The 18,192-nt window shown below is 52.3% G+C and carries 15 protein-coding genes; 5 read left to right on the forward strand and 10 right to left on the reverse strand.

Going from position 1 to position 18,192, the window contains the following annotated elements:
• Window positions 1-28: 28 nt before the first annotated feature.
• Both ACFQ03_RS22690 and ACFQ03_RS22695 read right to left on the reverse strand, forming a co-directional pair.
• Complete coding sequence (locus tag ACFQ03_RS22690) at window positions 29-982, reverse strand: ABC transporter permease (protein WP_144934872.1); 954 nt, start codon at window positions 980-982, stop codon at window positions 29-31.
• 140 nt (window positions 983-1,122) lie between these two features.
• On the reverse strand, window positions 1,123-2,676 hold the full coding sequence (locus tag ACFQ03_RS22695; protein ID WP_379291176.1) for an extracellular solute-binding protein: 1,554 nt from the start codon (window positions 2,674-2,676) through the stop codon (window positions 1,123-1,125).
• Between the two features lie 370 nt (window positions 2,677-3,046).
• On the opposite strand from ACFQ03_RS22695, the gene ACFQ03_RS22700 reads away from it, so the two are divergent.
• Entirely contained in the window at window positions 3,047-5,365 is a 2,319-nt protein-coding gene (locus ACFQ03_RS22700) for an AraC family transcriptional regulator (RefSeq protein WP_379291178.1), read from the forward strand.
• A gap of 168 nt (window positions 5,366-5,533) precedes the next feature.
• On the opposite strand, the gene ACFQ03_RS22705 is transcribed toward ACFQ03_RS22700, so the two are convergent.
• A complete protein-coding gene (locus tag ACFQ03_RS22705; RefSeq protein WP_379291180.1) occupies window positions 5,534-6,937 on the reverse strand; it encodes a DEAD/DEAH box helicase in 1,404 nt (467 codons plus the stop codon).
• Window positions 6,938-6,998: 61 nt separating this feature from the next.
• Complete coding sequence (locus ACFQ03_RS22710) at window positions 6,999-7,352, reverse strand: DoxX family protein (protein ID WP_379291182.1); 354 nt, start codon at window positions 7,350-7,352, stop codon at window positions 6,999-7,001.
• A 465-nt stretch (window positions 7,353-7,817) separates the two neighbouring features.
• Between ACFQ03_RS22710 and ACFQ03_RS22715 the strand changes: the two genes are divergently transcribed.
• Window positions 7,818-8,537, forward strand: coding sequence for a Crp/Fnr family transcriptional regulator (locus ACFQ03_RS22715; RefSeq protein ID WP_379291184.1), 720 nt, complete (start codon window positions 7,818-7,820; stop codon window positions 8,535-8,537).
• Between the two features lie 173 nt (window positions 8,538-8,710).
• On the opposite strand, the gene trhA is transcribed toward ACFQ03_RS22715, so the two are convergent.
• Window positions 8,711-9,352: a PAQR family membrane homeostasis protein TrhA gene (gene trhA / locus ACFQ03_RS22720; RefSeq protein WP_379291186.1), complete on the reverse strand. Its 642-nt coding sequence runs from the start codon at window positions 9,350-9,352 to the stop codon at window positions 8,711-8,713.
• A gap of 245 nt (window positions 9,353-9,597) precedes the next feature.
• On the opposite strand from trhA, the gene ACFQ03_RS22725 reads away from it, so the two are divergent.
• From ACFQ03_RS22725 to ACFQ03_RS22735, 3 genes are all read left to right on the forward strand, one after another.
• Window positions 9,598-10,071 (forward strand): GNAT family N-acetyltransferase, encoded by a 474-nt coding sequence (locus tag ACFQ03_RS22725; protein WP_379291188.1) that lies wholly within the window; start codon window positions 9,598-9,600, stop codon window positions 10,069-10,071.
• A gap of 11 nt (window positions 10,072-10,082) precedes the next feature.
• Window positions 10,083-10,580 carry a phage tail protein gene (locus ACFQ03_RS22730; protein ID WP_379291190.1) on the forward strand — a complete coding sequence of 166 codons (498 nt, stop codon included), beginning with the start codon at window positions 10,083-10,085 and terminating at the stop codon, window positions 10,578-10,580.
• A 102-nt stretch (window positions 10,581-10,682) separates the two neighbouring features.
• Window positions 10,683-11,849: a hypothetical protein gene (locus tag ACFQ03_RS22735; RefSeq protein ID WP_379291192.1), complete on the forward strand. Its 1,167-nt coding sequence runs from the start codon at window positions 10,683-10,685 to the stop codon at window positions 11,847-11,849.
• Window positions 11,850-12,124: 275 nt separating this feature from the next.
• On the opposite strand, the gene ACFQ03_RS22740 is transcribed toward ACFQ03_RS22735, so the two are convergent.
• From ACFQ03_RS22740 to ACFQ03_RS22760, 5 genes are all read right to left on the reverse strand, one after another.
• Window positions 12,125-12,859, reverse strand: coding sequence for a nucleoside phosphorylase (locus ACFQ03_RS22740; protein WP_379291221.1), 735 nt, complete (start codon window positions 12,857-12,859; stop codon window positions 12,125-12,127).
• A 55-nt stretch (window positions 12,860-12,914) separates the two neighbouring features.
• Complete coding sequence (locus ACFQ03_RS22745; RefSeq protein WP_379291194.1) at window positions 12,915-13,838, reverse strand: ABC transporter permease; 924 nt, start codon at window positions 13,836-13,838, stop codon at window positions 12,915-12,917.
• A complete protein-coding gene (locus ACFQ03_RS22750; protein ID WP_144934847.1) occupies window positions 13,822-14,889 on the reverse strand; it encodes an ABC transporter permease in 1,068 nt (355 codons plus the stop codon). The genes ACFQ03_RS22745 and ACFQ03_RS22750 overlap by 17 nt, the downstream gene beginning before the upstream one ends.
• Window positions 14,886-16,382: an ABC transporter ATP-binding protein gene (locus ACFQ03_RS22755; protein WP_379291197.1), complete on the reverse strand. Its 1,497-nt coding sequence runs from the start codon at window positions 16,380-16,382 to the stop codon at window positions 14,886-14,888. The genes ACFQ03_RS22750 and ACFQ03_RS22755 overlap by 4 nt, the downstream gene beginning before the upstream one ends.
• Window positions 16,383-16,461: 79 nt before the next feature.
• The gene (locus ACFQ03_RS22760) at window positions 16,462-17,499 is read right to left on the reverse strand and encodes a BMP family lipoprotein (protein ID WP_144934841.1); all 1,038 of its coding nucleotides are present in this window, start codon (window positions 17,497-17,499) and stop codon (window positions 16,462-16,464) included.
• Between the last annotated feature and the right edge of the window lie 693 nt (window positions 17,500-18,192).

Genomic DNA, 18,192 nt, shown 5'->3' on the forward strand with positions numbered 1-18,192 from the left:
TAAACGACAGCCCCATCCTTTCGAATCTTCAGAAAATTCCTTCCTCACCTACTTTTTTGGCCAGCCAATTCGCCAGGACGACCAAGATCAATCCGACGAACGATTTGAAGAAGCCTACCGCCGTGCTGAAGCTGTACTGCCCCTGCTTTAAACCGGCCGTATATACGAACGTATCGAAAATTTCCGCAACCTCCCGGTTCATCGAATTCAGGAGCAGATAGACATGCTCGAATCCGAGCTCCAGCACATCCCCGATCTTGAGAATCAGCAGGACGACGATGACGCTGCGGATCGAAGGCAGGGTAATATGCCAAATTTGCCGAAAACGGTTGGCTCCGTCCATTCGGGCCGCCTCATATAATTGGGGATCGATAGCAGCCATGGCTGCCAAATAGATGATGGTCCCCCAGCCGGCCTCACGCCATATGACCTGCAAAATATAAAGAGGCCTGAACCAGCCGCTGCTCATAAGAAAATTGATTTTCTCATAGCCGAGCATGGCGAAGATTTCGTTAATAATTCCCCGGTCCACCGACAGCATAACGAAGGTAATAGCTACAATGATGACCCACGACATGAAATGGGGAATATAAATCAATGTCTGGACGAACCGCTTATAGGCATTGAGCCGGACTTCATTGAGCATCAGTGCCAGCAGAATCGGTACCGGAAAATAAATCAGCAGGTTCAACAAAAACAAGACCAGCGTATTTTTCAAAATGGTAAAAAACATCGGCTCGGCAAACAGCCGTTCAAAATGCTTGAAACCGACCCACGGACTGCCGGTCATCCCAAGGTAGGGCTTGTAGTCCTGGAAAGCAATGACCAATCCGCCCATGGGAATATATTTAAAAATAACGAAATAGATTAAACCCGGCAAAATCATCAGGTAGATCGCACGGTTTTTGACTATTCTCCTCATGAGGCCCGACTTGGCCGCCGGCTTCGATGTCTTGACGTTCTGCACCGCTGCTTCGCTCATGACCGATTCTTCCTTTCCCGTAACCAGAAGATGGACAGGCTGTCGAATTCTCCAACAGCCTGTTTAGAACTCATTCAATTAAAATTCCATTCATATGTTTGTTTTTGGCCTATCGGGCCGATCCTCCCCTCTTGGAGAAATCACCCGTTGCTTTTGGCCATCTGATAAGATGCATTAAACTCTTCTATAATCTGATTGCCGCCTTCCTTGAGCCATCGGTCCACCTCGCCCTGGAAACCGGCCTCATCCAATTTGCCCAGGATGAAGTTATAAGTGGCATCCTTGATGATTTCCTGCAGACGGACTCCTCTCTCGGTATAGGTCGGTGAATCGAGAGGAGCGGCCGGATCGTGAATCAGGAAGTTTTCGTTATCGACGGTCAGCTCTTCCGCTTTCGCCTTGACCGGCAGCTTGAAGTAGCCCTCCAGCATGTCAATCGTGCTCGGGCCGCCGATCATGATTGCCTGATACGGCTTCACTTCGCGGTCGGTCAGCTTGGTGTCGTCCACGACGGACGCCTTCCCTTCCACTACGTTATAGTGCGTGCCCTCCACCCCGTAATAAATCAGGTTGGTCAGCTCCGGGGCCATCAGCTTGTCATAAAAGTCCAGGATATTCCTTAAATCCTCCTCTGTCTTCACGGAAGATTTCGGGAACAGGACAGCCGATCCGTAGCCGGGGATGGCCCAGACGCCTAACTTCCCGTCCGGTCCTTCCACCCGGTTATGCACCTCCAGCTCAATGTCGGGATTGATGTCTACCATTTTCTGATGCAGACTGACGACATCTCCCATAGCTCCGATGTACATTCCGGCCACACCGGTAATAAACAGATTCTGCTGATCCGTCTTGCTCGTAACAGGGAAATCCTGATTAATCAGCCCTTCCTGATGAAGCTTCTTGAAAAATTTCATCGTCTCCATATACCCGGGATGCATAAACTCCGGAATGAGCTTCCCGTCCTCTTCGCCCCAGTTATTCGGCGTTCCGAAGTAAGAGCTGACCGTCTTGAAGGCACCGTAGATCAAATCACTGCGGTCTGTCAGTCCGATCGTATCCTTCTTCCCGCTTCCGTTAGGATCGCCTTCGGTGAAGCTCTTCAGCATTTGGTACAGCTCGTCGGTGTTCTTAGGCTCGCTCAGACCCAGCTTATCCGCCCAATCCTTCCGATAGATGATCCCTTGCCGCGATAGAGGCCTCTCCTGGTAGAGCGCATAGATTTTGCCATCTACCGAAGTATTGTGCAGGACGGCCGGATTCAATTTGCTCAGATTCGGATAATCCTTGAGCAGCGGACCGATCTCCCAGAATTGTCCGTCCCGAATCGCGTCCTTGAACAGAATCAAAGTGCTCTGATTCTTCATATATACGGCTTGGGGCAGCGTACCGGTGGCGAAGGAAGCGTTCAGCTTCTCTTCATAGCTGCCGTCCGGCACCCACTGAATGTCCAGTTCTGTATTGGTCTTCTCCTCGACCATTTTTTCAATCAGGTCGGACGGGACCTCAGGGGTATGCAGATTCGCCATCATACTGATCTTAACGGGGCCTTTCGGGGCACTACCCTGCTGCTGCGCGGGTTCCTTATCCCCCGCTTGCTGCCCTCCGCCGGCACCGCAGCCCGCCAACAAAGATACGGCTGCAGCCGCAGCGATTAAACCGTTTCCATATTTCCAGACTGCTGCATTCTTTCCCAATTCATGTGACCTCCTTGTACATAAATTTTTACGATGGGTCCTTGCTGTCTTAACCATAACGAAAACCGGCAATTACGTACATAATCCCCGAATAAGATCCTATCTGTTAATGGTTGAGTGGAGGGGCCATAAGGGGGAGTATGAGAAGAGGCCGGATAGAAGGGGCAATCGGGGCTTCATACGATAAGATTGGCTTTTACACCGGAGCGAATGGACAGGTTCCGGGGAAATGATCTGCTGATTATTCAGGAACCGAGTCCGGATTATCGAAATCTAATCCAATGATTATTTTCCCAAAAATGATTATTGCCCAATGTTTGCGTTTTCACCTAGAATGAGGATACTACTTGAACGGCAGGAGAAGATTTCATTGAGCAAATACAGCTTATATACAAAAATGGTTATTTTCGGCTGCGCGTTATGTATTATTCCCGTTCTGTTCCTCGGCTTCTTCTCATACATCAAATCTGCCGACTCCATTCAACAGCAGGTTAACGAGAGCAACATTCAGCTTATGAAGCAAATGAACGGCAATATGGAGCAAATTCTTAAAACATTGGATCAATCGCTGAATCACGTCATCAACTCGACTCTGGTTCAGGAGGCGCTTTACCGCCCTATTACGTTCTACGACTTTCAACTATACAATAGCCTGAGGAAGGAGCTCAGCCATCTGCAGTCCTTCGATACGAAGGTCACCGATATCCTTCTGGTTAACACAGCCGATCAGTGGGTGATTAACAACCAGGGACTGTACAAGCTGCAGGAGTATCCGGAACAGAAGACGCTGCTTGACTTCATGTCCCTGCCATATAATTCGAATTGGGTCCTGCTCGATAACAAGGGACTGGGGTCTTCCGACACCGAATCCTATAACTGCCGGCAAATTATTACACTTATTAAGAAGCTGCCCAATCTCAGTTCGGATAAGCGGGGACTGGCTATAGCCAACATTCCGAGCTGCAGCTTGTCCCCTATTCTATCAGACAATTCCGGCTCCCGGGAAATGATGATCCTGGACAGTGACTACCGCATTCTGATCCATCCGGATCATTCCATGATCGGGCAATCGGTTCTCGCCACCCAACAGATTGAGCCCGAGGATCTGGACTTTTTTGATAACAAGGTGGGGCAATTCAAGACCGCTGCAGGCAGCGGAGAATTTACGGTAACCTACGTACAGTCGGATTTCAACGGCTGGATCTATGTTTCTTTCACCGAAATCCAGCAGATTACGAAGGAGGCCAAGGCGATCGGCTGGTTTACGTTCTACGTCTGTCTGGCTATCATCGCGACATCCGTCTGCTTCGTCTGGCTCGGCAGCCGCAAAATGTATACACCGATTCGTGGGATCATAAAAGCGATATCGGAACGGCTGCCGGAAATGGCCGTCAAGAAGAAGGATGAGCTGCAAATGATCAATGATCATATCGAGGATTTATTTCAGTCCAATTCCAATTTGAAGCATGAGCTGTCGCAAAGCTTGCTGCAGATGCGCTCCCTTTTCCTCAACAAATTATATCAAGGGCATCTGAGCCGGGCGGAGCTGGAGGATAAAATGAACCTGTACGGCTACTCCGCCTGCGCCAAGGAATGGGATTATATGATCGTTCTCACTCTGCAGATCGATCTGTGGGAGCAGACCCGTTATGAAGCGAAGGATCTGGATCTGCTGTTGTTCGCAGCCAATAACATAGTGGAGGAAATCGTTCCGCCCGAGAACAGACTGGCGCCGGTTATCGTAGATCAGACGCAAGTAACACTGATTGGCAGCGAGATAAACGATCTGGATCTGTTTAACAACTATATTTACGATATGACGGAATCGATTCAGCAGAAAATCAATACTTTCCTGGATCTGGAGGTAAGCATTGGAACGAGCCTTCCGTTCAAGCTGCTGTCCAAGGCGCCCAGGGCGTATAGAGAAGGCTTGGAAGCTCTGAAGCATCGCATGAAGCTGGGCAAAGGGGTCATTATTCCGTATTCCAACATTAACCAGGGGAAACATACGCTGATCTATTCGTATCCCCGGCAGATTGAGAACGAGCTGATCGATTCGATTAAACTGGCGGATGAGGAGAAAGCCTCGGAGCTGTTGAGGGAATGGTTGAACGAGGTGTTCCATCGGGACCGTTCGCCGCATGAATACCAGATTTCGCTGCTCCGGTTGTTGAACGATCTGCTGATCGTCGTGCAGGAGGCTGGAATCCGGCTGCCGCAATTCGTTCCCGAGGGCCGATCTTTGCACCATGAGCTGCTCCAGCTCTATGTCAGCGCGGAAATTGAGGCCTGGTTTCTGTCGAGCGTCATTCGCCCCCTGATCCAGGTGTTCGGGGACCGCAGGGATTCTCAATATCATAATCTGTCCGAGCAGATTATCGATATGATTCATAAGGATTATGACAAGGATCTCACCCTGGAGGAATGCGCGTCCCGCTTGCACTATAACGCCTTCTATTTAAGCAGCGTGTTCAAGAAGGAAACGAACATGTCCTTCAGCGATTATTTATCGATGCACCGGTTCCATATGGCCAAGGAATGGTTGACCGGAACCGACATGCCGATTAAAGACATCGCCCAGAAGCTCAGATATAACAATCCGCAAAATTTTATCCGGTTCTTCCGCAAGCAGACGGGCATGACTCCCGGACAGTACCGGAGCCAGTATGGACAGGCGGCCAAAGGGTAATAACGGCCGCCTCTCTGCTGCCGAAGCTTCTGGAGCCCGGCATCGTTTAGGCGGCTCGCTGCTACAGGAGCGGAATGCGGCGGGCCGCTCCTGGAGTTGTCCCACTAGCCAGCGATGTGGAACGGGCCGTGGATGGACCGCTCCTGTCAGAGGGCGCCGCCTGAAGCTCTAGCGGCGTCCCCTCTTGCCTGCGGTACGCGGACGGCCACCTGCGCCGCCCCTTGCCTCGGTGCGTGAAGAGCCCGGCTTCCGGCTGCGGCTTAAGCCGGTATCGGCCTTGGCCCGCTTCCCGGGATGCCCGTCAGACCGGGCTGCTTTCGCTCCGCCCGCGCCCGGGTCCTTCCGTTGACGCCCGCTTCGCAAGCGTCCCTTGCTTACCGGCCGCTCCCGGTCCTCTTGGCCGCCGGCCTGCGGTTTCCTATCGCTCCGGCCAGCATTCCGACCCTCCTGCCTTTCCGCAGCGTCCAGTGATGTCCTGCGGATCGGCATCCGTACTCCCCGTTCTATAGCCAACAAAGCCGCCCGATCCTTGGGAGTCACCAGCGTTACGGCCACTCCCTGCCCGCCGGCCCTGCCGGTCCGTCCTATCCGGTGAATGTAGCTTTCCGTATCGGGAGGTATGTCATAGTTGAATACGTGTGTGACTCCTTCAACATCGAGTCCCCTTGCAGCGACATCCGTAGCGATTAACAGTTGGAGCTTGGCCTCGCGGAACCGTTCCATGACTTGCTCCCTTTTGGCCTGGGACAGATCCCCGTGAAGCTCGTCCGTCGCATACCCGTATTGCTGCAGCTCCGCATTCAGCTTGCTGACCCTTCGCTTGGTCCGGCAGAATACGATGGCCAGGTAAGGCCGGTATTGATCGATCAGTTGACGAAGCGCAGCCAGCTTGCCCCGATCCGTCGTTTCGACCACGGACTGCCGAATTTCTTTCACCGTAATCTGCCGATCCTCTACCTGCACCGATACAGGCTCGCGCATATAGCGGCTGGCCAGCCTCCGGACGGATTCCGGCATCGTCGCGGAGAAGAGCATCGTCTGCCGGTGGGCGGGAAGCTGCCGGATAATATCCTCCACCTCGTTCAGAAACCCGATATGCAGCATCTGGTCCGCTTCGTCCAGAACGAACATGGACACAGAGGACAACTGAACGGTTCCTCTCCGCAAATGATCGAGAAGTCTGCCCGGAGTGGCAACGATGATCGAAATATTACCCTGCAGCTTCCTAAGCTGGCGCTCCACATCCTGCCCGCCGTATACGCAGAGGACGGATGAACGATCCTGATGGACCAGCAGCTTGTTAACCTCGCTCGTTATCTGCAGAGCCAGCTCCCGTGTCGGTGTCATGATTAACGCTTGAACGCCTTCCGCTTCCGGATTTAACCGCTGCAGAATGGGAAGCAGGAAGGCAAGCGTTTTGCCCGTACCCGTCTGGGCCCTGGCGATCACGTCTCTCCCGGACAGCAGGACGGGGATGGCCCGCTCCTGAATCGGGGTCGGCTGACCGATTCCATTAGCCCGTAATATTGCGCACCATTCGGCGCCTATTCCCAATTGCTCAAATTTGGACAAAAAACAGCCCTCTTTTCTGTAGTTACGAATTTGTTTGCCGGACGGCGGGATTCCCACTATTTTACATTCCGGCGGAGCCCTCCAGTACAATAATTACAATAGATAATATTAGCATGGCACAAGCATTCAATGCCATAATGGGCTTATGTTTGGCCCTGACCAGATGAGCGTGAATAGCCCCCAGCATAAGAATGATCAGGAGAGCAGCGGGAGCTTTCAGGAGGACCGGAACCCAGAAAGCTGCCAGGAGTCCAATGACACCGGCTAACTCCAACAAAGCAACGACATTCATGAACCACATGGGATAACGATATTCCTTCCAATGCTGAACCATGGATCGTGTGCGCAGCAGCTTCATCGTAACCGATATCCCGAACATAACGATTAGAATCACTTGAACTATAATAATAACCATATTTCTTCCCGTCCCCTCCATTTGATAGAATCTATAGAATAACCTCAATATATTTGGCTATCGATTAATGATAGAAAAGACGAACTATAGAGTGACTGTTCTAGCGATAAGGCCCCATGGTTTTGCACAGGATCGTTGAAAATGTAACGGACATGAGAGACCCTATTTCGTCTAAATAAGCTGTTTTTTTAAATTAACGGAAACAAATGCGCTTATTTCATAGAATCTTACTAATTTCGCGTGTATTTCTTCGGAATAAGGTCATCTGAGTCCGTTAAACGGTAGCGAAAGGCCTTTTTGGAGCAGTTAAGGTCTCTAGGTTCCGTTACGATCAAACCGTAGAGGTTTTTCGCATAATCTTGGTTGTACACCATTAATCGACAACTTGTATATAAGGGTACTATGTTTAGGCAAAACAATAAGTAGTGCAGACTACATTGATCCTGCTATTGAAGGGGTTTTTCCATGGACAAGATAAAATATTTATCGAGAATACAGCTTTTTCAAGAGCTGGAACTGGAAGAATTGAAACAAATAGAGCCGGTCACACCGATCCGCGTCGTTAAGAAGGGAACCATCATTGCCTCTCCGCATATGGATTCCAAGATTCTGTATCTAATTAAATCCGGCACCGTCCGCTTGTACAAATTATCGGGCAGCGGCAAGGAGCTTACTCTCGATTTATTGGGAAAAGGTCATGTGTTCGGCGAATTCGGATCTTTTACCACAGGTTCTGAAAATATGTACGCCCAAGCCTGGGAGGATTGCGTGATATGCAAGATGGAGCAGCCTCAGCTGGAACAAATTTTACGCGAACATCCGCAGCTATCCTTGAAGCTTATTGAAATCATCTCCAATCGACTTAAAGAAGTGGAGGAACTGCTTGAATATATGGCCTATGGCAGTGTTCGAAGAAGACTTCTTTATCTGCTGCGTAAAATGGCCGAGAAGTTTGGAACGAATTGGACGGGAACCGGCCGCCGGCCTGACGAAGACGGATGGATTCAATTGGATATCTCCATTACTCACCAAGAATTGGCCGCCATGATGGGCAGTGTCCGTGAAACCGTAACGGCGCTTCTCAACGAGTTGACGAAGGAGCATATTGTTCGCAGAGCGGGGAATCGGAAGCCGTTGCAAATCCATTGGCCCCGACTGGTGCATGCTCTGGAATCGGAGGAATAAACGGGAATGACTTACAGCGGCCAGCTTCTCCATCAAGGATAAACGGATATCGCCGTCCTTTGGGCAGGCGCGGTTACCGATGAAATATAAGAACAGGCATAGGTGAAACTTAAAATAAGGCGCTGCCGTAATCCGAACCGGATGGAATCGGAAACCGGTTAGCGCCTTATGTACTAGGGAAGAACATGCAGCAGGATAGCGAAGAAGTGGAAGATGGAGCCTGCGAGTACGAATAGATGCCAAATCGCATGGTGGTAAGGGAAGCTCCGCCAAACGTAGAAAACCGTCCCCGCGGTATAAAATATACCTCCGACAACGAGCAGAATCAATCCCGTTCCGCTTAAATTGGCAACGAGAGGCTGCCAGGCGAACACAATCAGCCATCCCATGGCGATATAGAGAATCGTGGAGGTAAACAAAAATTGCTTCGTAAAGAAGGACTTGAACAGCACTCCCAAAGCTGCGATGCCCCATATCACTCCGAACAAGACCCAACCCAGCGTCCCCTGCACGACATGAAGCAGTATCGGGGTATAGGTGCCGGCGATAAACAAGTAAATGGCCGAATGGTCGAAGATTTCGAACAGATCTTTAACCTTCCCCTCCGGGAAGCTGTGAACGAGCGTTGAGCTCAGGTAAAGCAGCAGCATGGTCACTCCGTAAACAACGAAGCTTACGACATGCAGCGCGGTTCCTTGTAAACTGGCGAATACAATCAGCAGAACGAGAGCAGCCACGCTGAGCACGGCCCCGAAGCCGTGAATTGCGGCGTTAGCGATCTCCTCCCGCCTCGTGTATACATGGGTATTTGCCATAATACCACCTGCCTTTGCTTGCGACTTTCTTTCTATTATAGCGCAATTAATGCACCATTTCTTCCTGACTCGCCTCCATGGGCAAAAATCCGATGTTCCTATTCTTCCCAGCACGATTTTTATCTATTACTTAAGAACGAAAAAGGTCAGATATTTTTGTCCCGCACCGTATGACATCCTGTGCCTCACATGGATAGGCTCGCATAGACTATACCAAATCTCAGGGGAAGGATTGTTGCTGGTCAATGGTGACGTTAGTTGATGCCACGACGGAAGACGAAGCATTTCTCTACGAAGTGTACCGCAGTACACGTCATGAAGAAGTAACTGCCTGGGGTTGGGGGGACGAGGAACGGGACGGGTTCTTGCGCATGCAGTTTGATCTGCAGCAGCGGTCCTATAGGCTTCAGTATCCTTGGGCCCAATACAGCATTCTCTACAAGCAAGGCGTAAGGATAGGGAGAATCATCTTGGACGAATCACCTCAAGAGATACGACTGATCGATATTTCCCTTCTGCCGGAGTATCGAAATGCCGGGATCGGTACCGCTTTCTTGAAAGAGCTGCAGAAGAGAGCCGAAACGCATGGGAAGCCTGTTCGGCTACAAGTCATCCGTTCCAATCCCGCCATCTCTTTGTACGAACGCTTAGGTTTTTATCCGGTAGAGAATCAGGAACCTTACGCCGTTATGGAATGGTGTGGAAATCAACATGAATAGGAGGAACTTAGATGGCCGATCCATTTTTAGGCGAAATTCGATTGTTTGCTTTTAACTATGCACCGGTAGGATGGGCATTCTGTGACGGTCAGTTGCTGCCGATCAACCAAAACCAGCCTTTGTTTTCCCTGCTGGGATTCATGTATGGCGGTAATGGGACCACCCATTTTGCACTGCCCGATTTGAGACGCAGAGTGGCCATCCATCGAAGAACAACGGATGAAATTGGCCAGGCCGGAGGAGAAGAGCTGCATACTCTTACTATTGCTGAAATGCCAAGCCATACCCACCAAGCGGTTGGAAGCTCGGAGGCCGCTAATACCGTTCTTCCTGCCAACAGCACATGGGCATTGGCCGATAGCCTCACTTATAACCAATCCGGGAACTCGCCGATGAGTCCGGGCGCGATAGCTGCGGTTGGCGGCAATCAGCCGCACAATAATATGCAGCCTTTTCTTGTGCTCAATTACTGTATTGCCTTGCAGGGAATATTCCCGCCCCGGCCCTGATCATAATTCGGTGTAAATAGGCTGCTTCATAGTCACGTGACCACTTCTTGTCTGCTTTCGGCGCATACACTGAGTCAAATAGCGGGAGGAGGTTATGGTCATATGTTGTGCTGCAAAAAGAACCTGGTTTGCCGAAGGAAAGCCGCGTCTCGAGGAAGATTTCCCGTTAAAGCAAGGACAAAGAAATTAAGATGCCAGCCTCTTAAGCTGAAAATGATCAGGCTTAGAAAACTCCGGGGGCTGCGGGGTTTACGAGGGCGCCGAGGTCTTCGGGGGCCTCAAGGCTTTCCTGGGCCACAGGGGCCAATAGGTGCACCCGGGCCACAGGGAGCCGACGGGGCGCTTGCCATTTACGGGGACGGCTCTGCCGGAGAGCTTCTTGTCGCCAGCGGACAAGTGCTGGACCTGAGCACCCCCGGCGGACTTGCTGCGCTGCCCGCAGGGTTGAACCTGCAATATTCCAGAATTGAAATTGCCGGGACTCTCATTCTTCCTAGCGGCATCACGCTGCAGTCGACGGGAGATATTATGGTTACCGGTGCGGTTCAAGTCCTTACGGGGGCCGCGGACTCAGGCAACGGAACCCCGAACTTCGGCATATCGGTTGCGGACGCAGGACCGTATAACGGCGGAATCGGGCTTGCTTCCCTGCAGGCTGCTCAGGTAATTCCCGAGGCCGCTGCCGGCGGTGCAGGAAGCCGGGTGCTTCAGGGGAGCGGCGGAGAAGGCGGAGGCGGCTTGATTCTGCTGGCCAAAGGCCCAGTTCTTATTGCCGGCGGAGCCGTTATTACAGCCAACGGCAGCGACGGAACGAATCCGCAAATTCCCGGAAGAGGCATTGTTGGAAGCGGCGGAGGAGCAGGCGGTGTAATTGTAATCCTGGCCAAAGGGGGTATCACCGTTGAAGGAACGCTAAGCGTGAGCGGTGGAAATGGAGCCGATGGCTGGAATGGCAACGGCGGAGATGGCGAAGGCGGCGGTGGAGGCGGAGGCGGAGGGATTGTCCACCTTATTTCCCCAAGTCCGCCCATTGTGACAGGAACGATCCAACTGAATGGCGGCATGGGAGGGACTAACTCGCCCGGGGTTACCGGCATAATCACCGTTGGCGGCGGCGGGGGCGCCAGTGGCGGCAACGGCGGCAACGGCGGCAACGGCGGAGGAACTCCCATTGCGGGACAGCCCGAGGTTGCATCACAACCGGGGCAGAATGGGCAGCTTTTGCAAACGGTCGCCCCCACTCCTGAGAACCTGTTTTTTGTCCTTTAGATCCTTGAGGAGAACGATAGTTAAGACCGGTCCGGCCAAGGAAGAGCGGCTCCAATGCCTGCTTCTTCCTCCGCGCAGACGCTGGAGCTCCGTACACAACGCCGCAACGCGCGCGGTTTTCCGCGCGCGTTGCTAACCGTTCAATATAGATCATGTCTTTTTCTATTGGAATATCAGGCCAAGCTTCGCTTCATTTTATAGCCTGCCCTTACCTTGCCTCTTACCCGCTCTGCTGGGTCGGCTTAATCCGGCTTGCTTCCACAGATGGGCTCGGCTCATTCGCTCCGGGCCAAACGGGCAATAGCTTCCAGCGCAATCCCGATTTCCCGTTCTACCGCTTGCGCCACGGCATCGGTATGGGGATCGTACACTTCCGACAAATCTTCATCAGCGAAGCCGTCCACCGCCAGAATGGCGCCGGCCCGTGCTCCGCGCAGAGAGGAAACCACATATAACGCCGCGATCTCCATCTCCACGGCGAGGATGCCCGCTTGCTTGTACTTCCGATGCGGCAGCTCCTCCACCCCGGTGAAGAAAGCGTCATAGCAAACCGTAATGCCCGTGCGCACTACGCCGCTTCCCGGGACCTCCGCCGCGGCTGCCTCCAGCGCCGCAATGATCCCGGGGTCCGCCACCGCCGGGAACCCGGAAGGTACAAGCTGCTTGGTCAATCCCTCTTCTCTCGCCGCAGCGAAGCTGATGACCAGACTTCCCGCAGGAATATCCGCATGATATGAGCCGCATGTTCCGACGCGGATCAAGGTCTTAACCCCTGCGCGGATAAGCTCTTCGAAGCAGACTGCGGCTCCGGGTGAACCGACTCCGTGGCTGACGACGGCCAGCCGGACGCCATTATATTCCCCGACTAAGGTGCGATATTCTCGGGCGAAAGCCAATTCCTTGGCATTCTGAAGCTTATCCGCTATCGCCTTGGCCCGGCGCGGATCACCGCATACGATGGCATAAGGAGGCATGTCCTCCGAATGAATTTGCAAAATAGGCAGATACATAGGTCGTTCCTCCTCAAACTGATATTGCCGTTCGGCGGTTGCCGTCCTTCCTCCGCTATCGGGAGCTTCCGCCTGACTTCCCGGCATCGCCGAGCCCCTTCTTCCCCTTGAAGAAGAAGAGAGCCGCGAAAGTAACTGCGTAAGGGATCATGGATGTAAACTGCGTCGGCAGCGAAAATCCTTGCAGGCGAATGCTTAAAGCATCCATCAATCCGAAGAAGAGACTGGCCAGCATGACCCCTAGCGGATGGGACTGGCCCAGCATCATCGCCACGAGTGCGATAAATCCGCGTCCTGCGGTCATTCCTTCGGCGAACATCGTCAATTGGCCGAGCGACAGCTGCGCTCCGGCGAGACCGCACAGCACTCCGCACATAATGACTGCGGAATACTGATAACGCGGTACGCTCATCCCCATGCTCCGGGCAGCGACCGGGTTCTCTCCCACCGCAAGCAGTCTGAAGCCGGACACCGTCTTCCGGAAGAACAGATGCAGCAGGATAACGAAGAGGAACGTCAGGAACACGAGCGGAGAATGGCCTCCAACAATGTTCCCGACTACAGGTATGTCGCTGATGATGGGAATGTCCCATTTGGGAAGCCCGATCATCTCGTTATCGCGATAAGCGCCTTTTACATGAAATATAGTTCGCAAGCAGAAGGTCGTTAGACCAAGAGCGAGAAAATTGAGCGAGATTCCGACCACAATTTCGTTGGCCTTCAAATGGATGCTGGTATAGGCAAACAACAAGGAATACATGACGACGCATACAACGGCGAATAATACGGCCAACCAGACGTTCCCCAGATAATGGTTGCCGACGATGGCCGAGAATGCCCCCACCAGCACAAAGCCTTCCAGACCGACATTGAACAGGCCGGCCCTTGCGCACAGCATGCCTCCCAGAGCGGCGAGCAAAATCGGGGTCACCATGCGGATCATCGAATTCAATAGAGAAAGGTCAAACAGCTGATCCATTGGCTTTCCGCTCCTTTCTCCGTTTGAATAAGGCAAGTCCGAATTTGGCCGACACGAACAGCACGATCGCCGCTTGGATGACGCTGGCAATTTCCAGAGGCACCTCTGTGTTTCTCTCCACACCCATGGCCCCCGTCTGCAGGGCTGCCAGCAGCAAGGAAGCCAGTGCCGCACCGATAGGGTTGGAGCCGGCGATCAGAGCAGCCATCAGTCCGGTCCAGGCATAGTTGGGCGTAATTAGGGCACCGTCCAGGTATCGGTACTGCATGCCCAGCACTTCCACGGAGCCCGCGAGCCCAGCCAGGCCGCCGCTGATAAACAGCCCGGCCAGCATCATCGGACCTCTGCGGACACCGCCGTAAGAGGCGAATAACGGATTACGCCCGATCATGTTGACCTCATATCCGAAGACAGAATATTTGACGAGCAGATGAATCAGGATGGCGGCCGCTACAGCCAGGAAGATTCCGGCGTGGAGACTCGACCCGGGAAACAGCTTGGGCAGCCAGGCCGAAGGCTCGATCATCGGTGTCTGCGGCAGCGCCGCCGAGCCGGTCGTATCCTTGAAAGGACTGCTGACCAGGTAAGAAGCGAAATAAGTCGCCATGTAATTCATCAGGAGTGTAGAGATGATCAGGTTGATTTTGAACCGGTCATCCAGCCACCCGGCGATGGCTCCCCAGACGCCTCCCGCCAGGATTCCCGCAACCAGAGCGGCAATAAGCCGCAGCCAGCCCGGGCCGGGCAAATAAAGAGCAGTGAGCGCTGCGGTGATTCCCCCCAGCACCATCTGGCCCTCGGCCCCCAGATTGAAAAATCCGGCACGAAACGCCAGAGAAAGCCCGACGCCGATCAGCAGAATCGGAATAGCACGGGCTAGCGTATTGGTCAAGTAATAGAAGCTGCCGAAGGCGCCCTTCCACATCTCTGCATAGGTGTTTATGACGGATTCCCCCACCAGCAGAATAGCTACCGCTCCCACGGCCAAGCCGGCAGCCAGCGCCATCAATGGATGAAGGAGAGATGATGCGTTCTTTAGCCAATTGCTCATGACGTTCTTTCTCCCCCCGCCATCAACAAACCGATCCGCTCCTCGCCGGCCTCTTCGCCGCTTACTTCGCCAACGATACGGCCCTCGAACATAACGAGAATCCGGTCTGCCAATGTCATAATTTCGGATAATTCCGAGGAAACAAGCAGGATGGCTCCTCTGTCTTCCCGTTTGCGAAGCAGTTGATCATGGATGAATTCCATGGCCCCGATATCTACACCCCGCGTAGGCTCCGCCGCTATAAGAAAAGGGGTGTTCTGCGCCAGCTCCCGCGCCACGATCAGTTTCTGCAAATTACCGCCGGACAGATTCTGTGCCTTCTCGTCCAACGAGGAAGTTTTGATGGAAAACCGCTCCACCCAATCGCGAACCATCGCGGAAATCTTCTGTCTATGCAGCCAGCCGGACTTGTGCAGCCGGTCCTGATGGCCCATCATCGCATTTTCAACAACAGAAGCCTCCCTGGCCGCCCCCCACATATACCGGTCCTCGGGGATATGCGCCAACCCGGCTTGCCGTACCTCGCCGGGCGATGCTTGACGGACATCCGCTTCGAGCAGCCGGATCTGACCCGAATCCGCGCGGCGCAGTCCGCTTAGCGCTTGAAGCAGCTCGGATTGTCCGTTGCCGGATACCCCGGCAATTCCGACGATCTCCCCGGCTCTTACCTGAAAGCTGACCTTATCAAGAAGTGGCTTGCCATCCCCGAGCACGGTCAAATCCTTGACGTCGAGAACGACCTCACCCGGCCGCGGCTTGCTCTTGACCCTCTCAGCCAGCTCGCGGCCGACCATCAGCCGGGACACTTCTTCAATGTTCGTATCTGCGGCATTCAGAACCCCCGTTACCTGTCCGTTGCGAAGCACCGTTATTCGATCGGCGACTTCCATCACCTCATGAAGCTTGTGAGTGATCAGAATGATGCTCTTGCCTTGAGACGCCAGCCGCTGAATGGCCTTCAGCAGTTCTTTCACTTCGAGCGGTGTAAGAACGGCAGTCGGTTCATCCAATATAATAATTTCCGCACCCTGGTACAGTACTTTTAAAATCTCGATGCGCTGCTGCATGCCAACCGAGCAATCTGCGGTGCGCTGCTCGGGATTCACGGGCATGCCATACTTCTCCCCTAGCTGCTTAACCTGAGAGACGGCCTGCTTGCGGTTGAACCAGGGACCTCTGCCCGGCTCTCCTCCGGCAACGATATTTTCCGCTACGGTAAAAGAAGGAAACAGCATAAAATGCTGATGCACCATCCCTATCCCGCCGCGAATCGCTTCCAAGGGATTGTGAAACACCACCTCTTGGCCGCGAAGCCGGATGGTCCCGGAGGCAGGCTTCTCCATCCCGTACAGAATGCGCATCAGTGTCGTCTTACCCGCCCCGTTCTCACCGACGACAGCATGCACCTCCCCCGGCTGCAGGGAGAAATCAATGTCTCTATTAGCTGTAAAGTTACCGTATTTCTTAGTAATTCGCTCCATTTGCAATAGCATCAGATGTGTTGCCTCCATTCGCCAGAGAATGAGGAGACCGACTGCGGGTACGCAGCCGGTCGGGCAATCGGAAAGACGATTAGTTCAACGGATTATCGATTTTCAGCTTGCCGGAAATAATCTCTTCATTAATTGCTTTCACTTTATCAATATTTTCCTGACCGATGAACGGGCTGAGCTCGGTCTTGGTCTCGTGAGTAACGAATGGGAGGCCCACTCCATTTTCCTTCAATCCGTAGTCTACCGTCGTTCCCAGCTTGAAGTCTCCGCTCACGAAATCTTTAATCGTCTCGTATGTCGCCGTATCGGTTCCTTTGATTTGCGACATGATGATATGCTCCGGATCCTTGCCGGTATGGTCCATATCCTGGCCGGAAGTATAGAAGCCCTTCTCCTTCGCCGCCTCGAATACCCCGAGATCGCCAACGGCGGCAGCTCCTACAATGAAGTCCGCTCCTTGAGAAAATTGCAGCAAAGCCAATTCTTTGGCCCTGGCAGGATCGTTGAAGTTTCCAACGTAGTTCACCAGGAATTTGGCATCCGGATTAGTAGATTTCAAGCCCTGCTCGAACGGCACGGTCCACTTCTTGATCATGGGGATGTCATCCGCCGCTACCATTCCTACCGTATTCTTCTCTGTAATTAAACCTACCAGAGCCCCCAGCAAGTAGGAAGATTCATATTCACGGAACACTACGCTGCGAACGTTCGGCAAATCTACGACAGTATCGACAACCGCAAACGCCTGATTCGGGTTCTCGGCAGCCAGCTTCTTCAAAGCATCCTCCGCCTGGAAAGTAGCGGTTATAATCAGATCGTATTTATCCGCGATGGCTGCACGCATGTTTTGCTCGAATGCATTCAGATCTGCAGATTCTATCGTTTTAACCTTCACATTGAACTCTTGTCCGGCTTTCTGCAGCCCCTCTTCCATCAATTGAAAAAACGGATTGACTCCTATTTTTTCCGGAAGGACCATGGCAACCTTCTTGTCTGCCGGCTTGTCCCCATCGCTGTTCGCTGAACCGCCCGACGGGTTATTATTGTCTTTCCCTCCTCCCGCACAGCCAGCCAGGAACAGAATCAATGTAATCAGTACTAAAAATGTTTTCTTCATCTAAGTTTCTCCCCCTCTATTTAATCCTCTATCATCGTATACAAAACACGAATAATAGTCAATTAATATATAAAAATGTTCGTTATTTCCCAAGAAACCGACCTCAGGCGAGACAATTTTAACCCATTAAATCTTAATTTCTTCGTACAAAACCATATGTATCCTGCTTGGCGTTGGATCGCCCTACTTGTGACATAAAAGAAACTGTATAATTCCTATCTATTTACTTAGTATTAATCATGCTAGTATCATATCTTCTTTATTCCTTGTTGTCAATCTGTTTGTGAGCTCCTTTTGGGAGCTTCTCATACCCCCAGGATGCCTAACGCTAGAAAGCGGAAAAAGCAACAAGATCTAAATTCTCAGCGATATTGTCGGCCGTAAGCATTGTTTAGACCAAACCGGCATCTTAAGCAAAAAAAGCCCTCCTGCTTCCCAAGGGAGGGGGAAAGCAGAAGGGAAACAATGCTGTATCCCATTACCTGAAATCACGAAGGAAATCATGGCTGGGATTATTGCAACTCGCTGCCTCTTCTTCTTATGAGCAGCAAGCCTGCAAACAGAATTAGAGCTCCGAATAATCCTAAGTCATACAAGCTAGTGGATGTATTCGGCACCACCACAGCTAGATTTATACATATGTTTAACTCCAGCTACGGTTAAACGCATGTTTTAAAATATTTCGACATCTTT

Source organism: Paenibacillus residui, assembly GCF_042677205.1.
Taxonomy (GTDB): Bacteria; Bacillota; Bacilli; order Paenibacillales; family NBRC-103111; genus Paenibacillus_L; species Paenibacillus_L residui.